The 17,639-nt window shown below is 53.2% G+C and carries 15 protein-coding genes; 10 read left to right on the forward strand and 5 right to left on the reverse strand.

Features of this window, described 5'->3' with window-relative positions; translation table 11 throughout:
- Positions 1 to 14: 14 nt before the first annotated feature.
- From B9T62_RS33870 to B9T62_RS33880, 3 genes are all read right to left on the reverse strand, one after another.
- Positions 15 to 992 (reverse strand): aldo/keto reductase, encoded by a 978-nt coding sequence (locus B9T62_RS33870; RefSeq protein ID WP_281257663.1) that lies wholly within the window; start codon positions 990 to 992, stop codon positions 15 to 17.
- Positions 993 to 1,540: 548 nt separating this feature from the next.
- Entirely contained in the window at positions 1,541 to 2,098 is a 558-nt protein-coding gene (locus tag B9T62_RS33875; RefSeq protein WP_342746134.1) for a PadR family transcriptional regulator, read from the reverse strand.
- Between the two features lie 12 nt (positions 2,099 to 2,110).
- Positions 2,111 to 3,631 (reverse strand): MDR family MFS transporter, encoded by a 1,521-nt coding sequence (locus tag B9T62_RS33880; protein ID WP_087919271.1) that lies wholly within the window; start codon positions 3,629 to 3,631, stop codon positions 2,111 to 2,113.
- Positions 3,632 to 3,892: 261 nt separating this feature from the next.
- Here B9T62_RS33880 and B9T62_RS33885 point away from each other — a divergent pair, with 261 nt between their 5' ends.
- The 8 genes from B9T62_RS33885 (at position 3,893) to nfsA (ending at position 13,827) form a co-directional block, all read left to right on the forward strand.
- The gene (locus tag B9T62_RS33885; RefSeq protein ID WP_087919272.1) at positions 3,893 to 4,240 is read left to right on the forward strand and encodes a metal-sensitive transcriptional regulator; all 348 of its coding nucleotides are present in this window, start codon (positions 3,893 to 3,895) and stop codon (positions 4,238 to 4,240) included.
- A gap of 94 nt (positions 4,241 to 4,334) precedes the next feature.
- A complete protein-coding gene (locus B9T62_RS33890) occupies positions 4,335 to 4,535 on the forward strand; it encodes a copper ion binding protein (RefSeq protein ID WP_087919273.1) in 201 nt (66 codons plus the stop codon).
- A gap of 143 nt (positions 4,536 to 4,678) precedes the next feature.
- Positions 4,679 to 7,129, forward strand: coding sequence for a heavy metal translocating P-type ATPase (locus tag B9T62_RS33895; RefSeq protein WP_087919274.1), 2,451 nt, complete (start codon positions 4,679 to 4,681; stop codon positions 7,127 to 7,129).
- 668 nt (positions 7,130 to 7,797) lie between these two features.
- Positions 7,798 to 9,015 carry an IS4 family transposase gene (locus B9T62_RS33900; RefSeq protein WP_087919275.1) on the forward strand — a complete coding sequence of 406 codons (1,218 nt, stop codon included), beginning with the start codon at positions 7,798 to 7,800 and terminating at the stop codon, positions 9,013 to 9,015.
- An 879-nt stretch (positions 9,016 to 9,894) separates the two neighbouring features.
- Positions 9,895 to 10,443 carry an RNA polymerase sigma factor gene (locus B9T62_RS33905; protein WP_087920534.1) on the forward strand — a complete coding sequence of 183 codons (549 nt, stop codon included), beginning with the start codon at positions 9,895 to 9,897 and terminating at the stop codon, positions 10,441 to 10,443.
- Positions 10,425 to 11,588 carry a hypothetical protein gene (locus B9T62_RS33910; protein ID WP_087919276.1) on the forward strand — a complete coding sequence of 388 codons (1,164 nt, stop codon included), beginning with the start codon at positions 10,425 to 10,427 and terminating at the stop codon, positions 11,586 to 11,588. The genes B9T62_RS33905 and B9T62_RS33910 overlap by 19 nt, the downstream gene beginning before the upstream one ends.
- A gap of 130 nt (positions 11,589 to 11,718) precedes the next feature.
- Positions 11,719 to 12,951, forward strand: coding sequence for a polysaccharide deacetylase family protein (locus B9T62_RS33915; protein WP_087919277.1), 1,233 nt, complete (start codon positions 11,719 to 11,721; stop codon positions 12,949 to 12,951).
- Between the two features lie 120 nt (positions 12,952 to 13,071).
- On the forward strand, positions 13,072 to 13,827 hold the full coding sequence (nfsA, locus tag B9T62_RS33920; RefSeq protein WP_087919278.1) for an oxygen-insensitive NADPH nitroreductase: 756 nt from the start codon (positions 13,072 to 13,074) through the stop codon (positions 13,825 to 13,827).
- A gap of 18 nt (positions 13,828 to 13,845) precedes the next feature.
- Here the strand turns inward: nfsA and B9T62_RS33925 are convergent, their stop codons facing one another.
- A complete protein-coding gene (locus B9T62_RS33925; RefSeq protein ID WP_087919279.1) occupies positions 13,846 to 14,388 on the reverse strand; it encodes a hypothetical protein in 543 nt (180 codons plus the stop codon).
- Between the two features lie 169 nt (positions 14,389 to 14,557).
- Between B9T62_RS33925 and B9T62_RS33930 the strand changes: the two genes are divergently transcribed.
- Together B9T62_RS33930 and B9T62_RS33935 are read left to right on the forward strand one after the other, a co-directional pair.
- Complete coding sequence (locus B9T62_RS33930; protein WP_157794116.1) at positions 14,558 to 15,445, forward strand: MerR family transcriptional regulator; 888 nt, start codon at positions 14,558 to 14,560, stop codon at positions 15,443 to 15,445.
- A gap of 124 nt (positions 15,446 to 15,569) precedes the next feature.
- Entirely contained in the window at positions 15,570 to 16,001 is a 432-nt protein-coding gene (locus B9T62_RS33935) for an anthrone oxygenase family protein (RefSeq protein WP_245864203.1), read from the forward strand.
- 805 nt (positions 16,002 to 16,806) lie between these two features.
- On the opposite strand, the gene B9T62_RS33940 is transcribed toward B9T62_RS33935, so the two are convergent.
- A complete protein-coding gene (locus B9T62_RS33940; RefSeq protein ID WP_245864205.1) occupies positions 16,807 to 17,634 on the reverse strand; it encodes an ABC transporter ATP-binding protein in 828 nt (275 codons plus the stop codon).
- Between the last annotated feature and the right edge of the window lie 5 nt (positions 17,635 to 17,639).

Genomic DNA, 17,639 nt, shown 5'->3' on the forward strand with positions numbered 1-17,639 from the left:
AAAATACCGCAGTCTTACGGCAGGCGTTCCCCGCGCGAGCACACATAGAGGTCATACCACTCTTTGCGGCTGAGCGGAAACATATCGGCATCGGCGCAGGCAGCGATCCGCTGTGGGTTCACGGTGCCAATGACGGGCTGAATAGCAGCGGGATGGGTCATCAGCCAGGACAGTACAATCACCTCCGGCGTGGTGCCTTTCTCTGCGGCAAGGTCGGCAACCATAGCCGCCGTGTTGACCACCCGCTCCGGCTGATCGTCCAGCGCACGACCGCTGAAGAGGCCTTGGGCGAGCGGGCCCCAGGCCTGCAGCTGGATATTCTCCATCCGGCAGAATTCAATAGTCCCTTCAGGGAAGGTGACATCCTTGAAGGCAGGCCGGTTCAGGCTGAGCCCGGCGTCCAGCCAACTGAGCTGGTTGAGGCTGAGATGGAGCTGGTTCACAATAAACGGCTCATCGCAGTAGGCCTGCAGCAGCTTGATCTGGGCAGCGCTCATATTGGAGACGCCGAAGTGGCGCACCTTGCCTGATTTCTTCAATTGCTGCAGGGCGGCGGCTACTTCTTCCGGGTCCATCAGCGGATCGGGCCGATGCAGCAGCAGGATATCGATATACTCGGTACCCAGCCGCGATAGGGTTCCATCCACGCTGCTGAGGATATGGCCGCCGGAGAAATCGAACGAATTGGTGCTGTCACCCGGCTCCATCAGCTTGATGCCGCATTTGGATTGCAGGATCATCTCTTCGCGCAGCCCGGGCCGATCCTTGAAGATCTGCCCGAAGACTTTCTCGGCCTTGCCCCGTGTGTAAATGTCGGCATGATCGAACAGATTAATGCCAATGGACAGGGCGGCGTCTACAGCCTCGTGCCCCTGCTTAATCTCTGCGGCCGTAATGGGGCTGCGGTCCCAGTCTCCGCCGAGACCCATGCAGCCCAGGGCAAGCCGGCTGGCCGAGATGCCGTGCTTGTGAAGTGGTAGCGGTTTCAACACAGGTTATCCCTCCGTAACAGTGTAATTGCAGATGCATAAATAATTGTACACCTTTAGAAGCCGGTATGGTATTTCTTGTCACTGGAGCTACGTTGTTTGGTCGCTTCCTGTGATGTTGCTCCTTAATAAATATATCTTGGCCCATTTAAACAGCAAAAAGACCCCGGAGGGCCTCCATAGATAAACAAATAGTTACTTCTTAGCTCCCACTGAGGTTGTAGAGTGCTGCACTAAAGTTATCAGAGAAATTAGATGCGAAAGTGCATCTAATTTCAGCTGAAACTCTTGTTATCGGGCAAATAAGTGCGATTCTGCAACTATTTTCGAGTAAATCGATTATTTAGTGATCAGAATGGTAAATTAGATGCGATTTCGCACTTATTTACTCTAAAACGGGGAAATACGGCTAATTAGATGCGATTTCGCAACTAAATCATTGGATTGGATAGGTGAACACGATCAACGAACGGAAACTGAAGTGTTCTAATCTTATGGAGTCCTAAGTAGTAATCGTGTTCGCAACTAAATTCGGTGGCTTAATAGGGTCATCAGGACAAGTCCAGCGGAGATCCAACCTCACTCAGCCTGCGTGCAGCAACGTCCTCATACAGGCGCTTCAGCCACTTCAGTTCAACGAGCGAATGCTCATATCTGCCGTACATCAGATGCAGCGCCGAACGGGGAACGATCGCGATATGCTCCTCATACACCTGATAAGCGAGATTGACCTGGTGCTCCGTCTCGCGGATTCGCTCAGCCAACAGCCGTTCCACCTTGTCCTGGTCTACATGGCGCGACATGGCGAGCGCCATGTAGAGCGGATGGTAGACCGGTTCATTTTTTTTGATCTGCTGCAGGATCAGCTGCTCGAACAGCGTTTTGCCTTTGGCGGTAATCCGGTAGATGGTCTTGTCCGGCCGGTCGCTGCTGCGGATGACTTCAACGGCTTCAATGTGCGCCTCTTTAGCCAGCTTATCAACGGCGTAATAGAGCGAGCCCATCTGCATTTTGGTGATCCGATCCATGGAGCGTTCCTTCATGACAATCATAATTTCATAAGGATGCATATTGCGTTCCAGCAGCAGCCCGAGTATCACCAGTTTCATTGACATCGCCGCTTACCTTTTGGAAAGGGAAGGCTGGGCTGTTTTGCCGGGGATCAAGAGCCGGTCGCCCGGCATCAGCAGCACGAACACAAGGCCAAGCACGGCTGGCACAAGCGCCCACATAAAGGTCTGGGCAATGGACGAGGAGAGAGCACTTGAGATTGTCTCCAGCACCGGGGCCGGAATCTGCGCTCTGGCTTCAGGAGTCAGCGCTGCGCGCGGATCACCGAAGGAAGAAGCCTCCCCGCTGCCAAAAGCGCTGGTCATGCTGCTGCTGAAGCTGTTGCGCTGAAGAATACCGAAGATCGTAATGCCCAGCGTCATGCCCAGGGAGCGCATGAAGGTGCTGGTTGAAGTCGCTGAGCCACGCTGGCGCATCTCGAAATTATGAATTGAGGACATGCTAAGTACAGAGAAGGAGAAGCCCACTCCGAACCCGGTCAGAGCCATATACGTGTTAAGCAGCAGGCGTGAGGTATCCGGCGACAGTGTGCTTAGCAGATAGATGCCCGCTACAAAGCAGACAGCAGACAGGATCATGATATTGCGGAAACTGGTTTTGGTGGTAAGCAGTCCGCCGGTCTGGCTGCCGAGTACGGTACCGATCATCATTGGCATCAGAATCAGCCCGGAATTGGTGGCCGAGCCACCCAGTACGCCTTGCACATAGATTGGAATGTAGATAGTGGCGATAATAAAAGCCGAGCCATAGAACAAGGCGATGATGCTACTGGTGGCGAACAGGCGTCTGCGGAACATCGCAAATGAGATCACCGGTTCAGACACCTTGGTCTCAATGAAGAGGAAGGCCAGCAGCATGACAGCGAAGCCGGCGAACAGTCCAAGGATGCGGGCCGAATCCCAGGCATACCCTTCCTTGCCGCCCAGCTCCAGTGCGAACATCAGGCAGATGACCGAGGCCACCAGGGTGAAGGCTCCGCCCCAGTCGATCCGTTGCTTGGAGTGCTCAATGGATTCTTTGTAAGACATGGCAATCAGCACAAAAGCAATTACGCCCAGCGGCAGGTTGATGTAGAATACCCACTGCCAGCCGACGTATTCGGTGATATAAGCACCCAGCAGCGGACCAAGCACACTGGAGATCCCGAAGACCGCGCCGAAGAGGCCGGTCAGCTTGCCTCTTTTCTCGGCGGGATAGATATCAAAAACAATGGTGAAGGCAATCGGCATCAGCGCACCGCCACCAACCCCCTGGATCGCCCGGTAAATACTGAGCTGTGTGATACTCTGGGCCGTTCCGCACAAGGCGGAGCCGATCAGAAATACGACCAGTCCGAACAGGAAAAAACGTTTGCGTCCGTACATGTCGGAGAGCTTGCCGAAGATGGGCGTGCCGGCCATCACCATGACCATATAAGCCGAGGTGACCCAGACGATTTTGTCCAGACCCCCGAGGTCGGAGACGATGGTACCCATAGCTGAAGCTACAATGGTATTGTCCATGGCTGACATCAGAATGCCCAGCAGCAGGCCAACGACCACAAGCTTAAGATTACTTTCTTTGGAATGCATGTTGGTTTGGCTCCTTTGTTCTCTAGTATGAACTTCATTGATAATGCCGAATTCAATAGAAGCAAATCATATTATATTCAAATTTGAGTAGGGTAGCAATATTTATTTTGAAAATATAATGGGTTACGTTTGGCATCCTACAGTTTGGACAGGGGAGAGCAAAGATAAACCAGCGTGGTCGAACTATCGCTGCAAGCAGCATACAGACCTTGACATACCCATGGGGGGTATATTATAGTGATGGCAAGGAGGGTTTATTCTATGCCTGCTAAGAAGAAAGAACCTGCCGCCCATACCTGCGGGGAGGATTGCCAATCGGCCGACCCGGGCGAACGCAAGAGCCATCATTCGACGGAATTCAAGAATGGCCTCACCACCCGGCTTAACCGGATTGAAGGCCAGATCCGCGGAGTGAAGGGCATGATTGAACGAGACACGTACTGCGACGATGTGCTCAACCAGCTGGCTGCTGTTCAGGCGGCGCTGAACAGCGTCGGGAAGCTTTTGCTGGAAGGGCATATGAAGAGCTGTATTGTGGAACGGATCGAAGCCGGTGAGCATGAGGTTATCGATGAGCTGCTGATTACCGTCAACAAGCTGATGAGATAAACCATGTGAATTAGGAAGAACTCCGAGCGATCTGAAGGATCATCAAGATGAGGGTATGCTAACCAGCTCTATATAATCCAAGGAGGTAATATTCATGTCGAACGTTACACTGCAAGTAGAAGGAATGTCCTGCGGACATTGTGTGAGTGCTGTAGAGAAAGCGGTCAGTGGCGTCGGTGCCGCAGCGAAGGTAGATCTTGCCGCCAAGACGGTGGCCGTCGATTACGATGAGAGCAAGGTAAGCCTGGGTGCGATCAAGGAAGCGATTGAGGACCAGGGGTATGACGTAGTATAAGGAAGCAATTGACGAATTGGGGTAAGACAAGGATTGCAGAGTTAAGGCTTGGAGCGGGAAGGACCGTAGGGTTCCGGGAAGCGCCATGCCTTTTCTTTTACAGAGTGGTATACCCCTAAGGGGTATGGAGAGGTGTGAAAAAGATGGATAGAGCAGAACCTGCTGCAGAGCAGGCAACCTTGCAGATTACAGGCATGACCTGCTCGGCCTGCGCCGCGCGCATCGAGAAGGGGCTGGGACGAATGGAGGGCGTGTCCCGCGCTAACGTCAATCTGGCCCTGGAGCAGGCCACCGTAAGTTACGATCCGCAGCTGGCGGGTGTGCCGCAGATCGAAGAGAAGATCCGTTCGCTTGGTTATGATACGGTCCACGAATCGACTGATTTCGATATTACAGGCATGACTTGCGCGGCTTGCTCGGCAAGAATTGAGAAGGTACTGGGGCGGATGCCCGGCATTACGACGGTGAATGTGAACCTGGCCCTGGAGACCGCACATGTGGAATATAGAGCGGGTGCCGTAAGTCCCGGAGAGATTATGAACAAGGTAGGCAGCATCGGGTATAAGGCTTCCCTCAAGGAGGACCGCAAGCCGAGTGTCGATCACCGTGCGGCAGAGATCCGGCGCAAGCGAAATCAATGGATGATCTCGGCGCTGCTGTCACTGCCGCTGCTCTGGGCCATGGTGGGGCATTTCTCCTTCACGTCCTGGATTCCGGCCCCGGATATTCTAATGAACCCCTGGTTCCAGCTGGCGCTGGCGACCCCTGTGCAGTTTGTGATCGGCTGGCAGTTCTATGTGGGTGCCTACAAGGCGCTTCGCAACGGAAGCGCGAATATGGATGTGCTGGTGGCGCTGGGCACCTCGGCGGCCTATTTCTACAGCCTGTACCTGACGGTGGACTCGCTGGGAATGAGTGGAATGAATCATAGTGTGGAAATGTATTATGAGACGAGCGCCATCCTGATCACGCTGATTCTGGTCGGCAAGTGGTTCGAGGCGCTCGCCAAGGGCCGTTCCTCGGACGCGATCAAGAGCCTGATGGGCCTGCAGGCCAAGACGGCGCTGGTGATGCGCGATGGGATTGAGATCAGCATTCCGGTGGAGGAGGTCATCCCCGGCGATCTGGTGCTGGTCAAGCCGGGAACGAAGATTCCTGTGGACGGTGAAGTGGTGGAGGGCCTCTCCTCGGTCGATGAGTCGATGCTGACCGGAGAGAGCATTCCGGTAGAGAAGCAGCCCGGCGATACGGTAATCGGCGCTACACTGAACAAGAACGGGATGCTGCGGATCAAAGCCCGCAAGGTGGGCCGGGATACGGCGCTGGCGCAGATTATCCGCGTGGTTGAGGAGGCGCAAGGCTCCAAGGCGCCGATTCAGCGGATTGCGGATGTGATCTCCGGGATTTTTGTGCCGATTGTGGTTGGCATTGCGGCACTGACCTTTGTGGTCTGGTATGTGTGGGCAGACCCCGGCCAGTTCGCGGAGGCGCTGGAGAAGGCGATTGCCGTGCTCGTAATTGCCTGTCCCTGCGCACTCGGACTGGCGACTCCCACCTCCATTATGGCCGGCTCGGGGCGCGCGGCAGAGCTGGGCATTCTGTTCAAGGGCGGCGAGCATCTGGAAGCCGCACAGGGAATTCAGGTGGTGGTGCTCGACAAGACCGGCACGGTGACCCGCGGGAAACCGGTATTGACCGATATCCGCACCACCCCGGGCATTGCCGCGCAGGGCAAGGAGGAGGCGGAGAACCGCCTGCTCGCGCTGACGGCCGCCGCCGAGAAGCTGTCGGAGCATCCGCTGGCCGAGGCGATTGTGGCCGGGGCCGTGGAACGCGGCCTGACGCTGCCGGAAGGGGCAGCGTTCGAGAATATACCAGGGCGGGGTATCTCCGCCGTGGTTGCCGATGAGGCGGTGCGGGTAGGCACCCGCCGCATGATGGAGGAGAGCGGGCTGGACATTGCCCGCTGGACGGTGCTCATGAAAGAGCTGGAGCAGCAAGGCAAAACAGCGATGCTGATAGCGGTAGGCGAGGAGATCTCCGGTGTCGTGGCGGTGGCCGACACGATCAAGGAGACCTCCAAGGCAGCCGTGGAGTCGCTGCAGGCGATGGGCATCGAAGTTGTCATGATCACGGGGGACAACGAGATTACGGCCCGGGCCATCGCGAAGCAGGCAGGCATTCACAAGGTGTTGGCCGAGGTGCTGCCGGAAGGCAAGGCCGAGGAGGTCCGCAAGCTGCAGAGCGGCGGCGTGAAGGTGGCGATGGTCGGCGACGGCATCAACGATGCGCCTGCGCTGGCAACAGCCGACACCGGCATGGCGATCGGCACGGGCACGGACGTCGCGATGGAAGCCGCGGATATCACGCTGATGCGCGGCGATCTGAAGAGCATCCCGGATGCGATCCGGATGAGCCGCAAGACGATGAACAATATCAAGCAGAATCTGTTCTGGGCGCTGGCCTACAACACCATCGGCATTCCGATTGCAGCGCTGGGCTTCCTGGCCCCCTGGTTGGCCGGTGCCGCGATGGCCTTCAGCTCAGTTTCCGTGGTGCTGAACGCGCTGCGTCTGCAGCGGGTGAAGCTGTAGGTTGTGGGAGCTGTAGGCTATTTGAAGCTATAAGGATGAGCGGTTGAACGGTAATCGGGTTGAACAGCCTAATAGCTCAACAGCTGAAAGTCGCACAATGCACAGTTGAATAGGGAAATAGTGAAATAGTGAAATAGTGAAATAGTGGAATGTATTTGAATAGTAACATAGTCAGGTATTATAGAACGTGAACTTAAGAATGTTACATACGGAGTTGCCAGGGAAGCCCTATGCATCAGGCTTTCTGGAAACTTCACTACCCCATTCTTAAGTTCATCTTATATAGCACATTTAAAGACACCCATGGGGTGTCTTTTTGTTTGGTGTCTTATTGCTGCGTAATCTTTCGTTTGCTGTCTCCTGTACACTAGCTCCATCTAGAGTATCTATGTGTAAAAGTACAACTAATTTAGCCGAATTGCCTACCCGCCGCTCCGTAGGGAGTTCATAAGTTCGAACGATTGATTTAGTTGCAAAACTGCATCTAATTAGCGGAATTTTTGTGTTTTAGAGGAATTAGATGCGAAAAGGAATCTAATTTGGCATTTTGAGCGTTATAGACCAGTAATTTTGCAAAGAACCTGACATCAAAGTAGTCAGGGAATATTTACAAAAAAAAGAGACTCCATTATCGTAGAAGTATACACACACCCACGAAAGGAGATCTCTTGGTTAATAAAGTAGCTGAAAAGGTGTTGTTATGTCAAGTCACCCAATGGTTAGATCGCAATGCTTCCTTGCTGCTCGGCGACCGTTATGCCAAAAAACTTCACTGGGGCAACACGGTGTTTCTCTTTTTAGAGGCCATATTTAGAGGACGAAAAGGGACTCAAGAAATTGCAGATCATGTAGAGAGTTCTACGTGGATGCAAGAATGCACCGGAATTCAATCCATTCACCAGTCGTCCCTGAACCGCAAGCTCGGCGAACTGCCCCCGGAGGTGCTCCGTGAGCTACACCTCTCTCGCCTGGAGCATCTGTTGGAACAGGAAGGACCGCCCCTGCCTAAAAAACTGAAAAAGTTGGGCCCCCTCGCAGCAGTCGATTCCACCAGCCTGACGCTGGGGCGGGTTCGCGGCCAATGGGCCTACCAGCAAACTGGAAAAAACGCCGTCAAGATGCATACCTGCTTGCACCTGACGGGCGAGCACTCGGCGATTCCCATGGCTCCGGTGCTTTCTACCGCGACGGTGGCCGATATGGACACCGATGTGCTAGCGGCATTGGTTGGGCAAACAGGGATTACGTATTTGTTCGACCGGGGGTATATTCACTACACTCAATATCTACAATGGCTCCAGGCAGGCATTCTGTTCGTCGCTCGCCTCAAGCAAAATAGCAAAGTGAAGGTGCTTAAAACGCGGAAGGTGAAGGCAGCGGGACTGGTGCTGGATGCGGATGTGGAGCTGACGTGTCCGAAGACGGGGAAAACCGGTGTATTTCGGCTCGTGGAGTACAAGTATACGGACAAGAAAAAGAAGGTTCACCTGGTTCGTGTTCTCACCAATCGCTGGGATATCACGGCTCTCGAAGTCGCACAGCTGTACCGCTACCGTTGGAAAGTAGAACTCTTTTTTAAATGTATGAAATCCAACTTACACCTGAAAAAAATCTATAGCAGCCGGAACCCGGAAGCCGTATGGAACCTGATCTACCTCTACCTGATTGCGTATGTGCTCTGCGAAGAGCTCCGTCTGTGTTATGCACCGAAGCAGCGAATCGGGCGGGTGCTAGCCGTGTTCCGCTTGTATATAAAAGGAACGTTGGCGGATTTCCTGAAGCATCTAAACCGACCGAAAGAGCGAACGAGCAAAGGGCGAAGGAACAAGGGAGGCAGACCAGCGACTCACCCGAAAGTGTTGAAGCCTAAGCCTATCCAATTTTAGTTAAGTTACAAGTGATGAACAACTGAAGCTAGACCAATCCAAAAAAATGAGGTGTGTGTAGGCTTAAGTGGAGGTGGCTTTTTTTTGCTTTTTTTGAGTAGACCCCAGACGCGTTCGCCTGGGGCCAGGGAAAGTGTACAAAATACGCCCCTCCCAAAACGTAACTTACAGTAAATAAGCCTACCACGCCTCCTCGTGTGATGTTCTTTGCAAAATTACTGGTTATAGACCTAGTTTACTCGAGATTAGTTGCAGATTCGCATTTATTCGACCGTTAGTGGGGGATTTGGATGGAATTAGTTGCAGTTTCGCATCTAATTGCTCCGAACGTTCCGGGTCAACCTTCTAAATCCATGCTGGGACCTAGGTGGTGACAAATTAAGCAACTAATCTTCTGGCGGATCGGTTAAGGGGTCTCCAAACAGCGAAAATTGCTGCCTTTATGCTAACCTTCGACATCCCACACTCCTGAGACTGAAGTAGTTACCTGAAAATAAGGGATATATCCCATAAATTCAGCGCGTGGAGCCACATGCGAGCAGAAATAAGGAATAAATCCCATAAATTTCGCGCGTGAAGCCACATGAGCAGAAACAGCGGATAAGTTGCACAATCCACCGCCGTGACTGGCCACAAGTCTTCTTTTGTATGATAATATTTACTAAAAATTTCATAGCTAAGCGCTAGCAAACTTAGATAAGCTGTACTTGAGAATGACGGGATGTAATGGACGTAAAGCCCTGGCACAGAGGGAATTACGTCTTTTCAAGCATAACTCTCTGAGATTCACGTTTTATACTACATAAATGTCCCGATTGGAGTGGCTGCGGTGTTACATAAAGGCAGGGGTTGTCAGGAAGGAGAACGCGCGTGGAATCAATGGAAGACACCATCCGAAGAATACAGGCGGGGGAAGTACATTTATATGCCAACATTATTGCCGTCTATCAGAACCAGATTTATAAATATTGTCTGCGTTTATTGAACAACCGGGAAGAGGCGGAGGACGCAGTTCAGGATATATTCCTTAAAGTATATGAGAAGATCAGATATTACCAGCCCAAGGTGAAATTTATTTCCTGGCTGTATAAAGTCTCCTATAACCACTGCCTCAATCTGCTGCGCAAAAAACGGATTCAACAGCAGGTCAAGCGCATACTGGGCCACGAACGGGTTGCGGAGAGCGCGGAGCAGACCGTGGAGAAGAAGATTTTCAGCGAGCCGCTGGCTGCGGCGCTGGACACGCTTACCCTGGAGGAGCGCAATTTGCTGATCCTGCGGATTTTTGAAGAGAAGACATTCGAGGAAATCGGAGACATTCTCAGCAAGAACATGGAAGCGGTCAAGAAACGGTATGGACGGATCAGACAGAAGCTCAAAAATAACATGGAAATCAGGGAGGAAACATTATGCGAGACGGAGATTTGACTGCAGAGGAGCGGGCGCTGAGGCAATATGATACGGCGGGCGAGTTTCCTTCCATTGATATCAGAAGTGCGGTAATGGCCAGAATTACTACTAAGTCTACATCGGAACCGGGGATAGTGCCCATGAGCGTTCAAGCCATACCAGAGGATGAGAAGCTTACTATTATGGAAAAAGTAGAGCTATCCGCCGGCCACAAGCCGCGCCGCCGCAACGCCGCGCTGCGCCGCAGAATCTCGATCGCTGCAGCCTGTTCTGTCCTGCTGCTGGCTGCGGGGACCGGCTACTATAACTATCAGGACGATACCAGTCAGGCTACCGCCATTCCATATGTTCAGAAAGCCTACGAGCCGCTGATAGACAAGGAGCATAACTTTAAGATTAGTCTGAAGGACCAAGCCGACTATACGGAGCAGACCCAAAACGCTGACCCCGTTATTCAGGAAAAGCAAAAAGAAGCTAATGAAGAGGTCAAACAGCTGATGGAGCAACTGCAGCCGGGAGAAATGGCCGCCTTCGCAACCCATACCGGAGCAGAGAATGAGCTTCCATTGTTGTATGTAGCCCAGCCATTCAGCTATGAGAAGTATTCGGATTATGAGTCGGCGCTTGCCGAATGGTCTGCACCGGAATTAAGAGTGCCGGACAATCTGCCTGAGGGTTACAAGTTCGCCCAAGGCTTGATTGCTCCGCCTTCCGGAACGAATAGCGCAGGGAATTCGAAGAAGAATCCGATCATGTTCCTGGGAGAGGCATCCTCCCCGGAAGGAACTGAGCCAAGCGATACGCTCACTGTCTGGAGGAATATCAAATGGGATCAGGCGGAGCGAGCCAACCTTATCTTCAAGAAAGGTCAGCAAACCCTGAAGATTGGAGCATTTGCCTACAAACCGGGACAAGCTAGTAACTTCTATACAAATGGGATGTCCAGCACAGAGAATATTCGCATCCAACTACAGAATGCGGGCAGCACCGAAGATCATGAGCTAATCTACCTGGAAGCCGCTGCGGACGATAAAGTGTATTTCAAGCATATGCTGCTGTGGATGGATCGTGACGCACAGGTATCCTACCAGCTGCACGACAGTGGGGACAGCCAGCTCACCAAAGAACAGTTGATTCAAATAGCCGGGAGTGTAATGAAGTAAATGCCGGAGAGTAACTGGAATGGCAGCACATTATTTTTGCACAAATGTCCCGTTGCGGGTCCTTGAAGTGTTATATCTAAAACAGACGGGATATAATGCTAATATTTCACTTTAAAGGAGTATCTGACATTTGAAAATTCATAAAGCCTACTATTTGCTTCTGATCGCATTACTGTTGCTGATTTCTGCGGTTATATACTATATGCGGCAGGACTCCGGTATTCAAATTACGGGCATGAACGGACAGACGATTACTGCCGGCGGCGCGGTGCTATCTCTAGACAATGAAGTGCTGGTGCCGAAGGAACTGGCGGAGCAGGTGTTGGATACAAAGATTGGTCTTGCGCAGCAGCCTCCGCTGCCTGAAGGTATCTACTATAGAAACGACGTGGCTGTGCTGATGTACCATCAGCTTACCGGCGAACCCGGGCAGCACCCGGGACTGCTGACGGCAGGGCAGTTTGAGCATCAGCTTAGCCTGCTGAAGCAAGGCGGCTTCAAGGTTATTACGATGGAGCAATACCGCCGTTTTAAACTGGAGCAGGGTCCGATACCGGATAATGCCGTGCTGCTGACCTTTGACGACGGGTATGAGAGCTTTTATACGGTCGCTTTTCCGATTCTGCAGAAATACGGGTACACGGCGGTTAATTTCGTGATTGTGTCGGATATAGATCACCCGGATCGGCATCAGGCCCCCAAGCTGACCTGGGAGCAAATGCGGGAAATGAAGCGGTCGGGGATGGGTTTCTATAATCATACTTATGATCTGCACCATTATGCGGCGGTAGATGCCGGAGGTGTTATGCGTCCTGCAGCCAGTTCGCTGCTCTATATTGCCGACGAGAACCGCAATGAGATAAATGAAGAGTATTACAGCAGAGTGACTGCCGATTTAGCATTGGCCGAGCGGAGGCTGAAGGAAGAGCTGGACAATGAGGATTCGGCGCTCGCCTTTCCTTATGGCTCTTTTAATGAACGTCTGCTGAAGGCCAGCGAGCAGGTCGGTATCCCGCTGACATTCAATATCCATGAGGGAATGAACAGCGCAATGGATGCCAGTGTTTGCCGGATCAATGCGGGCGGCCGGGGTCTTGCCGGTGCCTTGTCGATTGAACGGCTTAAGCATCTGAAGCCGCCGATGGAGCTAACGGTGGATAACCGGATCATTCCCCTGTCCAAGGTCCGGCTGGAGCAGGAGCAGGAGCAGGAGCAGGATCGGCTAATGATCCCGCTGGCCCGGCTGTGCCAAGCGCTGGGAATTGAGATTGTGATTGACCGTCCGGCGAGGACGGTTAAGCTGACCAGAGACGCAGGCGGGCCTACAGACTCGCCTGTCTGTGCTGTAATCGGGGTGTGCTAAACTGTTGGAGCAAGCTGTAATCCGCGGGGTTGGTCCTTGGGCTTTGCGGCTATTTGTGTTAATAATAGAAGGACAGGCGAAGCGTTAGGCCGCCAATTATGATCTGTGGAGGCGTATGATATGACCAAACCAACGAATGAAACGCTGGAACTGCTGAACCGGCATGTATCCGTGCGCCAATATCAGGACACACCGGTAAGCGAGGAGCAGCTTGCCGCTATTATTGAGGCAGGCCAGATGGCTTCAACCTCCAGCAATGTCCAGGCCTATACCGTGATTGCCGTTACGGAGCCTGAGCTAAAGAAGCAGCTCGCAGGCTTGGCGGGGAATCAGGCTTATGTTGAGCAGTGCCCGGTATTTCTGGTCTGGTGCGCCGATCTTTACCGGCTGCGTGAGGTGACGAAACCGTATTTGCAGGATACAGACACCCATGAGTCTTCTACGGAGAATTTCATTGTCGCTACCGTTGATGTGGCCCTGGCCGCCCAGAATGCGGCAATCGCGGCAGAGTCATTGGGGCTGGGTATTGTCTATATCGGCGGAATCCGCAACCGGATTGCTGAAGTGTCGGAGCTGTTGGGCCTGCCTGAGCTGGTCTACCCGCTGTTCGGGATGTGCCTCGGTTATCCGGCGGCGGCTACCGGCCAGCGTCCGCGCCTGCCGCAGCCCGCAGTGCTGCACCGCAACCGTTACAACGCCGGAATCCTGGCGGAGCAGGTCAAATCCTACGACGAGGTGACAAGCACCTACCTGCGTGAGCGGACCGGAGGCCAAAAGGATACGCCATGGTCCGAGCTTATGGCTGCCCGCCTGGCGGAGCCGATCCGGCTGCATATGAAGGATTTCCTGGACCGCAAAGGGTTCCTGCGTAAATAACGCGGAATTCGCTTCCTCTTATCTGCGGGCATGGCGGGCGCGCCGTCTCAGAAGATCAATCAGCAGGCCCAGGCATAACCAGAAGGCGAGATGCGTGATATACAGCAGCAGCAGCTGCAATGCCTCCGAGTTCATCGTATCAAGAAGCCGGGTCACCACGGGATTTAGCAGGAGCAGCAGCGGATTGGTGAAGAACAGCAACAGATTCTTGTCATCCATCCCGGAGAAGTTGAAGAGGCAGACCAGCAGGGAGAAAATGGACAACCACAACGAAAATGTGTTAGCCCGGCGGCTTCGGGTGCGTGGAGTGTTTGCCGCGCTTGTGTTCAGCAGCAGAGCTGAAGCCAGCAGCATCACTCCTATAAATGCTAACAGCAGGGATGTCCAGAGCTGGACCGGTCCACTGTCAATAGAATCGATAGGGGCGGGCCCCTTAATCAGCCACATATGACGTTCGTAATCCTCATGAATGAAACGGTATAGCAGGAAGGGGGCAGCCAGAAACAGTACACCAAGAAGCGCTAACAGCGTTCTTAGGAGCTTGCTGGTTGTCTTAAGCAAAGAAGTATACCTCCTCATAAATGGTAAATTATAGATGAATATTATCAAGTGTAACTTATTTTGTGTTCTTGAACAATTAGCGCCATTGTATAGATGTGGAAAATACAGTGCAGGTGTGCTTGACTGTTCCCTTAGGGATTGGTTTACAATTTATCTTGAGGTGATACCTATGCGGATCAGTGAGGCCGCCCAGCTATGCGGCATTACGAAGAAAGCGATCAACTATTATGAGCAGCAGGGACTGCTTGCGTTGGCTGCGGATGAGAGTGGATACCGTGAGTTCGGCGAGCAAGAAGTGAGGACTTTGAAGGAGATCACCCTGCTTCGAAGGCTGGGAATGAGCGTGGCTGAGGTGAAGGCGGTTCTGGAGAGCGACGATCAGCATCAGGCGCTGATGAACTACAGGGCAATCAAAGAGGCACAGGTAAGGCAGGTCCAGGCGGAGCGGGAGGCTCTGAATTACCTGCTGGAGAGCGGCTCCAGCCTGGAAGCAGCCTTTGCTCCACTGGAGCAGATTCTGGATCAGCATGCGAGGATCAAAGACAAGCTGCTGTTGGCTTTTCCGGGCGATTTCGGCAAATACCTGCGGCTGCATTTCGGCAGATTCCTGAATGAGCGGCTGGATTCTGCCGAGAAGCTGGCTGCATATAGCGCAGTGGTTGAATTTCTGGACCGCACGGCGGAGCTGCAGTTCCCGGCGGAATTACAGCAATACTTCGCAGAAGCCGGTGGTCCGGCCAGTGAAGAGCATCAGGAGGCTATCAATCTGGACTATCTGGCGGCAATAAAGGACGCTCCGTCCTTTATTCAGGCTCACAGGCGCGAGCTGGAGCCATACCTGGAATACCGCAGCTCTGCCGAATACAAGGAAACTCCTGCTTACCGGATGCGGCAGCTGCTGCTTGAGTTTCAGCAGAGCAGCGGCTACTACGACATTTTTGTAGCCAACCTTCAGATTCTCAGCAGCAGCTATCGGGAGTTTCAACAGCAGCTGCAGAAGGCCAACCAGCAGCTGCTGGCGGAATTTCCAGAAGCGGCAGGGCTGTTTGAAAGCTGAAGCTTGCTTGGAGAAGCCGATATATATAAAATTAATATATTAAAAATTATATATATGGGAGCTGAATGTAATCGAGCGCATACTGCCCTATTTGACGATGTTCTCGGCACTGGGCGCCGGTCTGATGGCTGGATTGTTTTTTGCCTTCTCAGTGTTTGTGATGACGGCTCTGGACCGGCTCCCGCCACCGCAAGGGATGGCGGCGATGAATTCAATCAACGCGGCGATACTTAACCCCGTATTTGGGCTGGTATTTGCAGGAACGGCTGTGGCCAGTGTGATCTTGGCGTTCGGCTCGATTGTCAGCTGGGATGCAGACGGAGCGGGCTATTTGCTGGCAGGCAGTCTCTTGTATCTGACAGGTTCGTTTCTGATTACGTTAACAGTTCATGTGCCGCTCAACAACAGGCTGGCCGCTGCCGCTTCAAGTGCAGGCCATGAAGCGTGGAAGCCGTATCTTGCCCGCTGGCTGCCCTGGAATCATGTGCGGACCGTAGCGACACTAGCGGCTGCAGCCTGCTTTATTATGGCATTTCGGCAGGTGGGAAGTTCCTGAGTAAATTATGCATACTGAAACAGCCGGGCTTGGTTATGCTCCGGCTGTTTTTCTTTTATTCATGAAGATATGGAATATAGGACGTTCAACGCAAATAGATGCAAAAGTGCAACTAATTTCAGCTGACTGTCCAATAATCGGGCGATTAAGTGCGATAGTGCAACTAATTTCGAGTAAATCAAGATTCTAAAGATTCAAACGCCGAAATAGATGCTTTTTCGCACTTATTTCCTCCAAAACGGAAAAATTCAGCAAAATAGATGCACTTTTGGTTACTACTTAGGACCCTGCGAGGGTATAGAAGGTTACTCGAGAAGGTTATGGGATCGCGCTACCTTAACCCCCAAACACTCCCCCTTCTGGTAACCCACGTCCTAGCGGACCGTATAGCTCCTATTTCCGCATTCCTGCGATGGTTTGGAGTCTAGCGGACCGCATAGCCTCTATATTGGAAAAACAGGCCCTAACTAGTGGTTTTTTGCCTGAATAGAAGCTCCTGAGTCCGTTAGACCTGCAAAACAGCCTTTTTACAGCAAATAGAGGCTCCTGAGTCCGTTAGTAGTCTGAAAGTTAAGCGCTGGTTACTGGCGACGGCCTTCATTTGTTATTCTTAGCCTCCTTGTCGTGTTGTATGACAGGCTCGGACGAGTAACACATGAAAAAAAAGGGGGTCCTAAGTAGTAACCACTTTTGCAACTAAAACGATGGATTGGATTAGGAGCCATCATGGAGCTGAGTCTTCAACGTTAATCCACTCCAGGGAGTATTGCGGCTCTCCGCTAACGTATCATCCAAGTACAGGTGCCTAAGGAGTTACCGCAGGGATCTTGCCCTTGGCCTGCTCCTCGCGCATCCATAACGAGAGCTGCCGCTTCAGCGCCAGGAATTCCGGCGCATCGGTAATCTCTTCGCGGCGCGGGCGCGGAAACGGCACCTCCACGGTGTGGAGGATGGAGCCGGGGCGGCCGGAGAAGACGTAGATGCGGCTGGAGAGCAGCAGCGCTTCTTCGATGTTGTGGGTGATGAACAGCACAGAGCGGCGGTTCTCCTCCCACAGCTCCAGCAGCCAGCGCTGCATCTCAGCGCGGGTCAGCGCATCCAGTGCGCTGAACGGCTCGTCCAGCAGCATCAGCTCCTGGGGCGCAAGCAGCGCCCGCAGGAAGGCGGCGCGCTGCTGCATCCCGCCGGAGAGCATATGCGGGTAGGCCCGCTCGAAGCCGCCGAGCCCGACCTTGCCCAGCCAGCGGCGGGCTTCCTCACGGGCGGCGTCCTGTGGCTGGCCTTTGATCTCCCCGGCGAGCAGGACATTGTCCTCAATGGTCCGCCAGGGGAACAGGGCCGGCTGCTGCGGCATGTAGCTGATCTGGCCCCGCCGGCCTGTGACCGGCTGGCCGTTCATCTGCACCGTTCCGGCATCCGGCAGCTCCAGGCCGCCGATGATGTGGAACAGGGTGCTTTTGCCACAGCCGGAAGGGCCGACGATGGAGACGAACTCCTGCTGCTCTACCCGCAGTGAGACATCGTTCAGCACTTTGGTTACGCGGCGCCGCTGCGAGAAGGCCTTGGATATACCTTTCACTTCAAGGGCAGGCGAACCGGCAGCGGGATTAGACTGTTCTGTTGAGTATGACAAGAGGA

The sequence above is a fragment of the Paenibacillus donghaensis genome (genome assembly GCF_002192415.1).
Lineage (GTDB): Bacteria > Bacillota > Bacilli > Paenibacillales > Paenibacillaceae > Paenibacillus_AQ > Paenibacillus_AQ donghaensis.

What these genes read in the sequence shown, in the direction of transcription:
- B9T62_RS33875 (WP_342746134.1), bottom strand. Translation starts at nt 2,098, where the DNA reads ATGAAACTGGTGATACTCGGGCTGCTGCTGGAACGCAATATGCATCCT.
- B9T62_RS33880 (WP_087919271.1), bottom strand. Translation starts at nt 3,631, where the DNA reads ATGCATTCCAAAGAAAGTAATCTTAAGCTTGTGGTCGTTGGCCTGCTG.
- B9T62_RS33885 (WP_087919272.1), top strand. Translation starts at nt 3,893, where the DNA reads ATGCCTGCTAAGAAGAAAGAACCTGCCGCCCATACCTGCGGGGAGGAT.
- B9T62_RS33890 (WP_087919273.1), top strand. Translation starts at nt 4,335, where the DNA reads ATGTCGAACGTTACACTGCAAGTAGAAGGAATGTCCTGCGGACATTGT.
- B9T62_RS33895 (WP_087919274.1), top strand. Translation starts at nt 4,679, where the DNA reads ATGGATAGAGCAGAACCTGCTGCAGAGCAGGCAACCTTGCAGATTACA.
- B9T62_RS33905 (WP_087920534.1), top strand. Translation starts at nt 9,895, where the DNA reads ATGGAAGACACCATCCGAAGAATACAGGCGGGGGAAGTACATTTATAT.
- B9T62_RS33910 (WP_087919276.1), top strand. Translation starts at nt 10,425, where the DNA reads ATGCGAGACGGAGATTTGACTGCAGAGGAGCGGGCGCTGAGGCAATAT.
- nfsA (WP_087919278.1), top strand. Translation starts at nt 13,072, where the DNA reads ATGACCAAACCAACGAATGAAACGCTGGAACTGCTGAACCGGCATGTA.
- B9T62_RS33930 (WP_157794116.1), top strand. Translation starts at nt 14,558, where the DNA reads ATGCGGATCAGTGAGGCCGCCCAGCTATGCGGCATTACGAAGAAAGCG.
- B9T62_RS33935 (WP_245864203.1), top strand. Translation starts at nt 15,570, where the DNA reads ATGGCTGGATTGTTTTTTGCCTTCTCAGTGTTTGTGATGACGGCTCTG.